Annotated in this window: 15 protein-coding genes and 2 other annotated features; all 15 genes read left to right on the forward strand. The window is 39.4% G+C overall.

The annotated features are described in order from the left end of the window. The first annotated feature begins 2 nt into the window (after nt 1–2). The 15 genes from gltX to FN924_RS00715 all read left to right on the forward strand — a co-directional run bounded on the left by gltX (nt 3) and on the right by FN924_RS00715 (nt 10,758). On the forward strand, nt 3–1,469 hold the full coding sequence (gene gltX, locus FN924_RS00645) for a glutamate--tRNA ligase (RefSeq protein WP_143891617.1): 1,467 nt from the start codon (nt 3–5) through the stop codon (nt 1,467–1,469). Nucleotides 1,470–1,511: 42 nt separating this feature from the next. Beyond that, nucleotides 1,512–1,731, forward strand: a binding site (T-box leader). A gap of 62 nt (nt 1,732–1,793) precedes the next feature. Further along, nucleotides 1,794–2,462: a serine O-acetyltransferase gene (cysE, locus tag FN924_RS00650; protein ID WP_143891618.1), complete on the forward strand. Its 669-nt coding sequence runs from the start codon at nt 1,794–1,796 to the stop codon at nt 2,460–2,462. Beyond that, complete coding sequence (gene cysS / locus FN924_RS00655) at nt 2,443–3,846, forward strand: cysteine--tRNA ligase (RefSeq protein ID WP_143891619.1); 1,404 nt, start codon at nt 2,443–2,445, stop codon at nt 3,844–3,846. The genes cysE and cysS overlap by 20 nt, the downstream gene beginning before the upstream one ends. Before the next feature lie 3 nt (nt 3,847–3,849). After that, nucleotides 3,850–4,248 carry a Mini-ribonuclease 3 gene (locus FN924_RS00660; RefSeq protein WP_143891620.1) on the forward strand — a complete coding sequence of 133 codons (399 nt, stop codon included), beginning with the start codon at nt 3,850–3,852 and terminating at the stop codon, nt 4,246–4,248. Between the two features lie 4 nt (nt 4,249–4,252). Beyond that, on the forward strand, nt 4,253–4,993 hold the full coding sequence (gene rlmB / locus FN924_RS00665; RefSeq protein WP_143891621.1) for a 23S rRNA (guanosine(2251)-2'-O)-methyltransferase RlmB: 741 nt from the start codon (nt 4,253–4,255) through the stop codon (nt 4,991–4,993). A gap of 2 nt (nt 4,994–4,995) precedes the next feature. After that, nucleotides 4,996–5,502: an NYN domain-containing protein gene (locus FN924_RS00670; protein ID WP_143891622.1), complete on the forward strand. Its 507-nt coding sequence runs from the start codon at nt 4,996–4,998 to the stop codon at nt 5,500–5,502. 98 nt (nt 5,503–5,600) lie between these two features. Next, the gene (gene sigH / locus FN924_RS00675) at nt 5,601–6,248 is read left to right on the forward strand and encodes an RNA polymerase sporulation sigma factor SigH (RefSeq protein ID WP_143897065.1); all 648 of its coding nucleotides are present in this window, start codon (nt 5,601–5,603) and stop codon (nt 6,246–6,248) included. Nucleotides 6,249–6,321: 73 nt separating this feature from the next. Beyond that, entirely contained in the window at nt 6,322–6,471 is a 150-nt protein-coding gene (gene rpmG, locus FN924_RS00680) for a 50S ribosomal protein L33 (RefSeq protein WP_143891623.1), read from the forward strand. A 36-nt stretch (nt 6,472–6,507) separates the two neighbouring features. Next, nucleotides 6,508–6,687: a preprotein translocase subunit SecE gene (gene secE / locus FN924_RS00685; RefSeq protein ID WP_143891624.1), complete on the forward strand. Its 180-nt coding sequence runs from the start codon at nt 6,508–6,510 to the stop codon at nt 6,685–6,687. A 154-nt stretch (nt 6,688–6,841) separates the two neighbouring features. Then, nucleotides 6,842–7,375, forward strand: a complete 534-nt coding sequence (gene nusG / locus FN924_RS00690; RefSeq protein WP_143891625.1) for a transcription termination/antitermination protein NusG — start codon at nt 6,842–6,844, stop codon at nt 7,373–7,375. Between the two features lie 167 nt (nt 7,376–7,542). Continuing rightward, nucleotides 7,543–7,968 carry a 50S ribosomal protein L11 gene (gene rplK / locus FN924_RS00695; protein WP_143891626.1) on the forward strand — a complete coding sequence of 142 codons (426 nt, stop codon included), beginning with the start codon at nt 7,543–7,545 and terminating at the stop codon, nt 7,966–7,968. Between the two features lie 195 nt (nt 7,969–8,163). Continuing rightward, entirely contained in the window at nt 8,164–8,862 is a 699-nt protein-coding gene (gene rplA / locus FN924_RS00700; RefSeq protein WP_143891627.1) for a 50S ribosomal protein L1, read from the forward strand. A gap of 64 nt (nt 8,863–8,926) precedes the next feature. Further along, nucleotides 8,927–9,071 (forward strand) — a sequence feature (ribosomal protein L10 leader region). A 43-nt stretch (nt 9,072–9,114) separates the two neighbouring features. Continuing rightward, entirely contained in the window at nt 9,115–9,615 is a 501-nt protein-coding gene (rplJ, locus tag FN924_RS00705; protein ID WP_143891628.1) for a 50S ribosomal protein L10, read from the forward strand. 53 nt (nt 9,616–9,668) lie between these two features. Beyond that, nucleotides 9,669–10,031, forward strand: a complete 363-nt coding sequence (gene rplL, locus FN924_RS00710; RefSeq protein ID WP_143891629.1) for a 50S ribosomal protein L7/L12 — start codon at nt 9,669–9,671, stop codon at nt 10,029–10,031. 121 nt (nt 10,032–10,152) lie between these two features. Beyond that, the gene (locus FN924_RS00715; protein WP_143891630.1) at nt 10,153–10,758 is read left to right on the forward strand and encodes a class I SAM-dependent methyltransferase; all 606 of its coding nucleotides are present in this window, start codon (nt 10,153–10,155) and stop codon (nt 10,756–10,758) included. Nucleotides 10,759–10,969 lie beyond the last annotated feature (211 nt).

Below are 10,969 nucleotides of genomic sequence, written 5' to 3' on the forward strand. Positions count from 1 at the left end.
ATATGACAAAGAAGGTAAGAGTCCGTTATGCACCAAGTCCAACAGGACATCTTCATATTGGGAATGCGAGAACGGCATTATTTAATTATTTATTTGCAAGACACTTAGGTGGAGACTTTATTATCCGAACGGAGGATACAGATGATAAGCGTAATGTGGAAGGCGGAGAAGAAAGTCAGCTTAATTTCCTAAAGTGGTTAGGTATTGAATGGGACGAAGGCGCGGACATTGGTGGGGCATATGGTCCGTATCGTCAAACGGAACGATTAGACATTTATAACAAATACGTTCAAGATTTATTGGATCGTGGATTAGCGTATAAATGCTACATGACCGAGGAAGAGCTTGAGAATGAACGTGAAGAACAGAAAGCGCAAGGTAAAGTTCCGAAATATTCAGGAGCACACCGAGACCTTACGGAAGAACAAGTCAAACAATTTGAAGCGGAAGGGCGCCAGCCAAGTATTCGTTTCCGAGTTCCTGAAGGAAAAACGTATCGTTTCAAAGATATTGTTCGAGACAATATTACGTTTGAATCAAGTGACTTTGGAGATTGGGTCATCGTAAAGAAAAATGGGATTCCTACGTATAACTTTGCGGTTGCAATCGATGATCACTTCATGGAAATTTCACATGTGTTCCGAGGGGAAGAGCATATTTCCAATACACCGAAACAAATGATGATCTATGATGCATTTGGTTGGGAGGCACCAGAATTTGGACATATGACGCTTATCCTAAATGAAAATCGCAAAAAGCTTAGTAAGCGTGATGAACACATTCTACAATTCATTGAGCAATACAAAAACTTAGGGTATTTGCCAGAAGCGCTATTTAACTTTATTGCTCTGTTAGGTTGGTCTCCAGTTGGAGAAGAAGAAATCTTTACGAAAGAGCAGTTTATTGAGATATTTGATCCAGAAAGATTGTCTACATCCCCTGCGATATTTGACCCTCAAAAATTAAAGTGGATGAACAACCAGTATATTAAAGCGGCAGACTTTGATCGGGTGGTAAGCCTAAGTCTTCCCCATTTAATGGAAGCAGGCAAGCTTCCAGAGAACATGACCCAAGAGCAAAAGGGCTGGGCGTTAGAACTTATTGGCTTGTATAAAGATCAGTTAAGCTATGGTTCTGAGATTGTGGAACTAACAGAGTTATTCTTTAAGGATGACATTCAATATACGGAAGAACTAATGGAAGTCTTAAACGAAGAACAGGTTCCAGAAGTGTTAGAAACATTTGCTAGCTTTTTAAAAGAGGACAATGAATTTACACCGGATACAATAAAAGCACAGATAAAAGCAACGCAAAAAGAGACAGGCCATAAAGGTAAGAAGTTATTTATGCCGATTCGAGTTGCTACTACTGGACAAGTTCATGGTCCTGAATTACCTAATTCTATTCATTTGTTAGGTAAAGAAGTGGTGTTAAATCGTCTTGATGCAACGTTAAACAAAATAAAATGATTTCACATTTCATCGGAAATGTAATATAGTATATAGTACTATAAGCGAACGTTGACGAGGAGAAGTAAGGGGCTCGCCGTCTTATACAGAGAGAATCACCACCGGCTGAAAGTGATTCTAAGCACGCATCCTTGAAATGCACCTCGGAGTCTTGTGTTGAAAGTAGTAGGCGCAGGCGGTACTCTACCGTTATAAGAGTTGAGTGGAGGAGTGTATAAAGCTCCTAAACAGAGTGGGACCGCGCATAGCAAGCGTCTCTGTGTTTTTGAACACAGAGACGCTTTTTTATTTCCGTAAGCAGAGTAAAGGAGGGAGGCTCGTACAATGGGGCTTTTCAAAATGTTTAAAGAAGACATAGATGTTGTGTTTGATCAAGATCCAGCTGCAAGAACTTATATTGAAGTCTTACTGACATATTCTGGATTACATGCCATATGGGCGCATCGAATTGCTCATGTTTTTTATCGAAAGAAATTCTTCTTTATTGCCCGGGTAATTTCGCAAGTTAGCCGTTTTTTTACAGGAATCGAAATTCATCCTGGTGCCCGTATTGGTAGTCGCTTCTTTATTGATCACGGAATGGGAGTCGTAATAGGAGAGACGTGTGAGATTGGAAATAACGTTACGATTTTTCAAGGAGTTACATTAGGTGGTACTGGGAAAGAAAAAGGAAAGCGCCATCCGACGATAAAAGATAATGCACTTATTGCAACAGGAGCAAAGATTCTAGGTTCCATTACCATTGGAGAAAGCTCTAAAGTTGGTGCTGGATCGGTGGTCCTACACGATGTTCCGGATCACTCAACAGTAGTCGGAATTCCAGGTAGGGTTGTGGTACAAAACGGTCAAAGAGTGCGTCGTGACTTGGATCATCACATTTTACCCGATCCTGTTTCAGAGAAAATTAAAAGCATGGAAAAAGAAATGGAAGAATTGAAGACACAGTTAATAGAGCTTAAAGGAGTGAAAGGCCATGAGCATAAACATTTATAATACACTTACTAAAAAGAAGGAACCGTTTGTCCCAATCGAAGAAGGAAAAGTAAGCATGTATGTGTGTGGCCCAACGGTGTATAATTACATTCATATTGGGAATGCACGACCAGCGATTGTCTTTGATACAGTTCGCCGTTACCTAGAATACAAAGGGTATGATGTGAAGTATGTCTTAAATTTCACGGACGTAGATGACAAAATTATTAAAGCAGCAAATGATTTAAAAGAAGAGGTTGGGACTGTAGCTCAACGATTTATTGATGCATATAAACAGGATGTTCATGCGCTTGGTGTCAAAGAGGCAGCACATCACCCACGTGTTACGGAGAGTATGGGAGAGATTATTGATTTCATTCAAGTGCTAGTGGAGAAAGGGCATGCTTATGAATCCGAAGGAGATGTGTATTTCCGCACTCGTTCTTTCGATGAGTATGGAAAGCTATCCCATCAATCCATTGATGAACTACGGTCTGGTGCAAGAATTCAAGTCGGAGAGAAAAAGGATGACCCATTAGATTTCGCGCTATGGAAACAAGCGAAGCCTGGTGAAATTGCTTGGGAATCGCCTTGGGGTCAAGGACGACCTGGTTGGCATATTGAGTGCTCGGCCATGGCTAAGAAATATCTCGGAGACACCATTGATATTCACGCTGGAGGGCAAGACTTAACCTTCCCGCACCACGAGAATGAAATTGCTCAGTCCGAAGCGGCGAACGGCACATCTTTTGCAAGGTACTGGATGCATAATGGCTATATCAACATCGACAATGAAAAAATGTCTAAGTCGTTAGGGAACTTTGTTCTAGCACATGATTTAATTGAAAAGCACGATCCAAGAGTGCTTCGGTTTTTCATGCTAAGTGTTCATTACCGTAATCCGATTAACTTTAGTGATGAATTACTTCAAGGAGCAAAAAATAGCTTAGATCGAATTGTAAATGCTTATGAAAACTTAGAGCATCGAAAGCAATCCAGTACAGATCTAGATAAAAGTCAGGATAAGTGGCAAGCAAAGCTTCAGGATTATCAACAACGATTTGATGAAGCGATGGACGATGATTTCAATACGGCTAATGCAATCGCCGTTCTTTTTGATATAACGAAGGATGCAAATATTTATTTACAATCGGACCATACATCTAAAGAAGTAATTGAGGCATTCCAATCCTTATTAGAAAAACTTCTTGGTGTATTAGGTGTCGACCTTGTTGCAAATACCGATTCGTTATTAGATGAAGAAGTTGAAGCGTTGATTGAACAACGAATTCAAGCCAGAAAGGATAAAAACTTTGCTTTAGCAGATAAAATCAGAGACGACTTGAAAGACCAGAACATCATTTTGGAAGACACGCCTCAAGGGACGCGTTGGAAAAGAGGATAAGGCATGCCAGAATTAGATGTTAAACAGATGAAAAGTTTAACCTTAGCCTATATGGGTGATGCTATCTATGAAATCTACGTTCGTCATCATCTCATTCAATCGGGGAAAGTAAAACCAAACCATCTTCATCAATCTGCGGTATCTTTTGTGTCTGCGAAATCACAAGCGAGGGTTATAAGGGATTGGCTAGAAAAAGGGGAACTGACAGAAGAGGAAGAAGCGGTTGTAAGAAGGGGCAGAAATGCCAAATCAGGCACTGTCCCTAAAAACACCGATGTACAAACGTATCGATATAGTACTGCATTTGAAGCATTGATAGGATATTTGTATTTGCAAGAGGAAACGAAACGTTTAGAAATATTAATAGAACGTGCCATTCAATTTGTAGAGGAAAGGGGTTGAACGTATGGCAGAGGAATGGATTATTGGAAAAAATCCCGTCATAGAAGCGTTACGGTCAGGTCGCTCTATCAATAAAGTTTTTGTCTCTGATCAGTTACAGCAGCAGGCTACTCATAAAATTCAAGCATTGGCAAAGCAAGCTGGGACGACGGTAAAAGCAGTACCTAAGAAAAGATTAGACCAATTAGTAAATGGTAACCATCAGGGCGTGGCAGCATCTGTTGCAGCTTATGAATATAGTACGATCGAGGATTTGTTTGACGTGGCGAAGAAAAGAGACGAAGCTCCATTTTTTATGATTCTTGATGAAATAGAAGATCCTCATAACCTAGGATCTATTCTACGAACCGCGGACGCTACTGGGGTTCACGGTGTGATCATTCCGAAGAGGCGGTCGGTTGGACTAACGGCGACGGTAGCAAAAACATCCGCAGGTGCCATTGAATATATTCCGGTAGCACGTGTTACGAACATTGCGAATACCATCGAAGAGTTAAAGGAACGAAATGTTTGGGTCATCGGAACGGCTGCAGATGGGAAAGAGGATTATACGGAACTAGATGGAACGATTCCAATTGCAATAGTCATTGGTAACGAAGGCAAAGGGATGAGTCGATTAGTGAAAGAGAAATGTGATTGGACTGTTCGACTATCGATGAAAGGGAAGGTTTCTTCGCTTAATGCTTCTGTAGCAGCAAGCTTATTGATGTACGAAGTCTATCGTAAAAGAATCCCCGGTGATTAACCATGAACGTACTGGTTGTAGACGGCTATAATATTATTGGGGCTTGGGATTATCTATCGGAATTAAAAGACGATAAATTAGAGGATGCGAGAGATTTATTGATTGAACAGCTTGCTGAATATCAGGCGTATAAAGGGGACCGTGTTATCATTGTATTTGATGCACATTACGTGAGAGGCATCCAAAAGAAGGTGAAGAATTATAAAGTGGAGGTTATTTTTACCAGGGAAAATGAATCCGCAGACGAATGTATTGAACGACTGGTAAAACAGATTATTAATGTGAAAACAACGGTTTATGTTGCGACTTCCGATTATACGGAGCAACGAACGATATTTGCGCAAGGTGCTTTACGGAAATCTGCGAGAGAGCTGCTTCTAGAAGTGAAATCTATTCAAAGAGAGATAAAACAAGATATTGAAACCCATCGAAATGTAAAACCTCCAAGTAAAATTCCACTTTCTAAAGAAGTATTAGATGTATTTGAGAAATGGCGGCGCGGGAAGTAATTGGATATTCGTGTTATTGACGATACAGAAATTGGTACTGTATAATTATACTATATATCTACGACATGAAACGTCGGGGGGAAGCTTGGGTGAACACCATGCACAAGGATACAGACAATAAGGAAATTGAATGGGCAGCGTTAGAAGATGATGAAATCATTTCTTTAGTTCATAGTGGGCATAGTCAAGCTTTAGATTATTTAATCAATAAATATCGAAATTTTGTTCGTGCAAAAGCCAGAACATACTTTCTTATCGGTGCCGATCGAGAAGATATTATACAAGAAGGTATGATTGGTCTTTATAAAGCGATTCGAGATTATAAGGGGGACAAGCTCTCTTCCTTTAAAGCCTTTGCAGAGCTTTGTGTAACCCGCCAAATTATTACGGCGATTAAGACGGCAACAAGACAAAAGCATATTCCGCTTAATTCCTACGTTTCTTTGGACAAGCCGATGTATGACGAAGAATCGGATCGAACATTACTAGACGTAATAGCCGGTTCAAAAGCAGTAGATCCACAAGAGTTGATAGTGAATCGTGAAAAATTTGGTGATATGGAATATAAGATGTCGGAGCTTTTGAGTGAGCTTGAACGTCAAGTTCTATCTTTGTATTTGGATGGTAGATCCTATCAGGAAATTTCTGTGGAATTGAAACGCCATGTGAAATCGATTGATAACGCCTTGCAAAGAGTAAAGCGGAAGCTGGAACGTTATTTAGAAATTAGCGAAATTACACTATAAATCTTAAATTGACAGGCTTTTTCATGCGTGCTACTCTAGTAGGAGTGAAAACCCTTCATTATGGGGTGATAGAATGAGAAATAAAGTAGTGTTGGCTTGTGAGGTATGTTCGAGTAGGAACTATACTACAAGTAAAAATAAAGATAATCAAACCGAACGGCTAGAATCTAAAAAGTATTGTAAAACGTGTGGAAACCACACTATACACCGGGAGACGAAGTAGGAAGAAGCCAGATGGCGTAAGTTTGGAGGTACGAGCATGAATGTGTTAACGTTCTTTAAGAATGTTTCGAAGGAAATGAAAAAGGTTACTTGGCCAAAAGGTCGTGACTTAACTCGCTATACGATTACGGTAGTGGCCACAGTAGCTTTTGTAAGTGTATTTTTCGCTTTAGTAGACTTAGGACTTACTCAAATTCTTAATTTATTTTTTGAATAATATTGGTAAGTTTATGATATAATGATAGATATTACAAGAATCGCCATTAAAACCCGTTTAGCGGGTTTTTTAGGTTGTCTGAAAATAATTTGTGAGTAAGATCATAAACGCTGAAAATAAGGGAGGGAAGGGCAGAGGAATTTGTCCTAAACGTATGGAGAAAAACTGGTATGTGGTACACACGTATTCTGGATATGAAAACAAAGTCAAAACGAACCTTGAAAAAAGATTAGCTACTATGGGTATGGAAGATAAAATCTTCCGTGTTATCGTTCCAGAAGACGAAGAAACAGAAATTAAAAATGGAAAGAAAAAGGTAGCGAAGAAGAAAGTGTTTCCTGGTTACGTACTTACGGAGATGATTATGACGGATGACTCTTGGTATGTCGTGCGCAACACCCCAGGAGTAACAGGCTTCGTAGGTTCTGCTGGTTCAGGTTCAAAACCTACCCCTCTCTTACCGGAAGAAGCGGACATGATCTTGAAACGCATGGGTATGGAAGAACAGGTAACAGAAATTGATTTCGAAATAAAAGAAAATGTTCGTGTTATTGATGGACCATTCAATAATTTCACTGGTTCTATCGAGCATATCGACATGGATAAGCAAAAAGTGAAAGTCCATGTTAATATGTTCGGAAGAGAAACCCCTGTTGAGTTAGATTTCACACAGATTGCCAAGCTTTAAAAGTGGAAAGAATCGAAACGATTCTTAAACATTACTTGCAATTGTTTCGGAAAGATGCTAAAATTCTTATGTTCTTTATGCCTCGAGTATAAGGTTTTATGCGTATATTTATGGAGTGGGAGGGGACGACCCTATTACCACATCACGGACTTAAGGAGGTGTGTCTCGTGGCTAAAAAAGTTATCAAAGTTGTAAAACTTCAAATCCCTGCAGGGAAAGCAAATCCAGCACCACCAGTTGGGCCGGCACTAGGTCAAGCAGGTGTTAATATCATGGGATTCTGTAAGGAGTTTAATGCCCGCACGCAAGATCAAGCAGGCTTAATCATTCCAGTTGAAATTACGGTATTTGAAGACCGTTCCTTTACATTTATTACAAAAACTCCACCTGCTGCTGTTCTTCTTAAGAAAGCAGTTGGTATCGAAACTGCATCAGGCGAACCAAACCGTAATAAAGTTGCGACAATTAAGCGTGACAAGGTGAAAGAAATTGCAGAAACAAAAATGCCTGACTTGAATGCTGCTGATATTGAAGCTGCTATGCGTATGGTAGAAGGTACAGCGCGTAGTATGGGAATTGTTGTAGAAGACTAATTCTTAGGCAAGCATGCATGTAGACATGTAAGGTTGCGGTAATGGTGGAAACTCCATGACGCAACCTTTTTCTAAGGTATGACATCGTAATACGAGAACCTTGGAATAAGCTCGACGGGTTGTAAAGAATGACCCGCTCCGCTTTTTAAAAGTGGGAGGTATAACCGTTAAAACCACATTCAAGGAGGAAGAAAAATGGCAAAGAAAACGAAGAAGCAACAAGAAGCATTGAAGCTTATTGATCGTACAAAAGCCTATGAAGTTAAAGAGGCAATTGATTTAGTGAAACAAACTGCAAAAGCTAATTTTGACGAAACAGTAGAAGCTGCTTTCCGTCTAGGTGTAGATCCTAAGAAAGCGGACCAACAAATTAGAGGTGCTATGGTACTTCCTAACGGTACTGGTAAAACCCAACGTGTGTTAGTTTTCGCAAAAGGTGATAAAGCGAAAGAAGCAGAAGCTGCTGGTGCAGATTACGTTGGAGAACAAGACCTAATCAATAAAATTAACCAAGGTTGGTTTGATTTTGATGTAGTGGTTGCTACACCAGATATGATGGCTGAGGTTGGTAAACTAGGTCGTGTACTAGGACCAAAAGGTTTAATGCCAAACCCTAAAACTGGTACTGTTACGTTTGAAGTAGAAAAAGCAGTACAAGAAATCAAAGCTGGTAAAGTAGAATATCGTGTAGACAGACAGTCTAACGTCCATGTTCCAATTGGGAAAGTTTCTTTTGATGAAGCGAAGCTTATTGAAAACTTTGAAGCGCTTGTAGATACGCTACTTAAAGCAAAACCACAAGCTGCAAAAGGGATTTACATGCGTAATGCTGCAATCTCTTCTACAATGGGGCCTGGAATTAAAGTAGACGTTTCTACTTATGTTCGTCGTTAATATCGTTTGCTATTGACTTTATACAAACGTTTCGATATAATCTATCATGTTGTGTTAATCAACTCAATTTAAATACGTTATACCGTAGACAGTGGGTGCACATCGTGCTTAATATCCTGCCGAGGTTATCGATATAGAATGGTACGAACGCTATTATCATGTCTAATCAAAACCTCCATGTCTACATGGAGGTTTTTTTTCATGGTCATGGTGATCTAACGGTATGATGGAAAGTCAATAGGAGGTGGAAAAATGTCTAAAACACTAGAGCTAAAAAAGCAAGTTGTTACAGAAATCGCTGACAAATTCCGTGAAAGTAAGTCAACAATCCTTGTCGACTACCGTGGACTTGATGTATCTGAAGTTACAGAGCTTCGTTCTAAATTGCGTGAAGTAGGCGTTGAATTCAAAGTGTACAAAAACACAATGAGCCGTCGTGCTGCTGAGCAAGCGGAACTTGGTGAACTTTCAGAAACACTAGTAGGTCCTACTGCTATTGCTTTCAGTCCTGAAGATGTAGTAGCACCAGCTAAAGTATTGAACAACTTTGCGAAAGAGCACGAAGCGCTTGAAATCAAAGGTGGAATCATCGAAGGTAAGGTAGCAACGCTTGAACAAATTAAAGAGCTTGCAGATCTACCAAGCTACGAAGGCTTACTATCTATGGTGCTCAGCGTGCTTCAAGCACCTATGCGCAACTTCGCTTACGCTACAAAAGCTGTGGCTGAGCAAAAAGAAGAACAAGGCGCTTAATGCCTATTTTAGATACGTTTAACTAAAACAAAAATTATAAGGAGGAACTAAACATGTCTAAAGAACAAATCATCGAAGCAATCAAAGAAATGACAGTTCTTGAATTGAACGATTTAGTAAAAGCTATTGAAGAAGAATTTGGAGTAACTGCTGCTGCACCAGTTGCTGTTGCAGGTGGAGCTGGCGGGGACGCTGCTGAAGAAAAATCAGAATTTGATGTAGTACTTACTGATGCTGGTGCTTCTAAAATTAAAGTTGTTAAAGCGGTTCGTGAGATCACAGGTCTTGGTCTTAAAGACGCAAAAGATCTTGTAGATAACGCTCCTGGAGCAATCAAAGAAGGCGTAGCTAAAGAAGAAGCTGAAGAAATGAAAGCTAAGCTTGAAGAAGCTGGAGCATCTGTTGAATTAAAATAGTAAATGAAAAAAGCTCGCCATATTATGGCGGGCTTTTGCTTATACTAGTAAATGTTTCTACTTATTTAGACAAATGTCGATGTAATAAGAGAAATAGATATTATGTAAAGTAGGTGTTGGAATGTCTGATCATTACTACTCAGAACAACCTCATTCCGTCAGTGATCCTAAAGCGTGGAAGTTTGAATTGAAAGGTCATACGTTTACATTTATGAGTGATCACGGTGTTTTCTCTAAAAATGAAGTCGACTTTGGTTCCAGAACATTGATTGAAGCATTCGAGGTTTCAGATGTCCCGGGGGATATTTTAGACCTAGGGTGTGGATATGGACCAATTGGACTCTCCTTAGCAAAATCTCACCCTGACCGATTCTTTATATTATCCGATATTAATCAACGAGCTGTTGAATTAGCTCGTACAAATGCAACAACGAATAACATACATAATGTGGAAGTCATCCAAAGTGACCGTTTAGAATCCTTTAAAGAAAAGTGCTTCTCTAGTATTTTGCTTAATCCTCCTATTCGGGCTGGTAAACAATTGATTTTTCAAATGTTCGAAGATTGTTTCGATGCACTTGTTCCGAAAGGCGAATTGTGGATTGTTATTCAAAAAAAACAAGGTGCACCGTCTGCTAAAAGTAAGTTAGAAGAACTTTTTGAAGAGGTAGAGCTAGTGACGAAAAATAAAGGCTATTATATTTTTTGCGCGAAAAAATCTCAATAAATACTTGACATTTACGTTTGACCTGATTCCAGCTATGTGGTAATATTAAAAAATGCCAATAGGCGACTTACCTTGTCAAGAGGAAATTTTAATTCAGTGTAAATTGTATAAATTACATACTGTTGGTAACAATGGTAAAACTGGTTAATTTTATTGAAATGGCATGGTTTTTTCGTTCTTTTTTCCTTGGTTTTAAGGAAGTCTAACGTTA

The organism is Radiobacillus deserti, assembly GCF_007301515.1.
Taxonomy (GTDB): Bacteria; Bacillota; Bacilli; order Bacillales; family Amphibacillaceae; genus Radiobacillus; species Radiobacillus deserti.

Coding starts and splice junctions, on each gene's coding strand:
- gltX (WP_143891617.1), top strand. CDS start 3: ATGACAAAGAAGGTAAGAGTCCGTTATGCACCAAGTCCAACAGGACAT.
- cysE (WP_143891618.1), top strand. CDS start 1,794: ATGGGGCTTTTCAAAATGTTTAAAGAAGACATAGATGTTGTGTTTGAT.
- cysS (WP_143891619.1), top strand. CDS start 2,443: ATGAGCATAAACATTTATAATACACTTACTAAAAAGAAGGAACCGTTT.
- FN924_RS00660 (WP_143891620.1), top strand. CDS start 3,850: ATGCCAGAATTAGATGTTAAACAGATGAAAAGTTTAACCTTAGCCTAT.
- rlmB (WP_143891621.1), top strand. CDS start 4,253: ATGGCAGAGGAATGGATTATTGGAAAAAATCCCGTCATAGAAGCGTTA.
- FN924_RS00670 (WP_143891622.1), top strand. CDS start 4,996: ATGAACGTACTGGTTGTAGACGGCTATAATATTATTGGGGCTTGGGAT.
- sigH (WP_143897065.1), top strand. CDS start 5,601: ATGCACAAGGATACAGACAATAAGGAAATTGAATGGGCAGCGTTAGAA.
- rpmG (WP_143891623.1), top strand. CDS start 6,322: ATGAGAAATAAAGTAGTGTTGGCTTGTGAGGTATGTTCGAGTAGGAAC.
- secE (WP_143891624.1), top strand. CDS start 6,508: ATGAATGTGTTAACGTTCTTTAAGAATGTTTCGAAGGAAATGAAAAAG.
- nusG (WP_143891625.1), top strand. CDS start 6,842: ATGGAGAAAAACTGGTATGTGGTACACACGTATTCTGGATATGAAAAC.
- rplA (WP_143891627.1), top strand. CDS start 8,164: ATGGCAAAGAAAACGAAGAAGCAACAAGAAGCATTGAAGCTTATTGAT.
- rplJ (WP_143891628.1), top strand. CDS start 9,115: ATGTCTAAAACACTAGAGCTAAAAAAGCAAGTTGTTACAGAAATCGCT.
- rplL (WP_143891629.1), top strand. CDS start 9,669: ATGTCTAAAGAACAAATCATCGAAGCAATCAAAGAAATGACAGTTCTT.
- FN924_RS00715 (WP_143891630.1), top strand. CDS start 10,153: ATGTCTGATCATTACTACTCAGAACAACCTCATTCCGTCAGTGATCCT.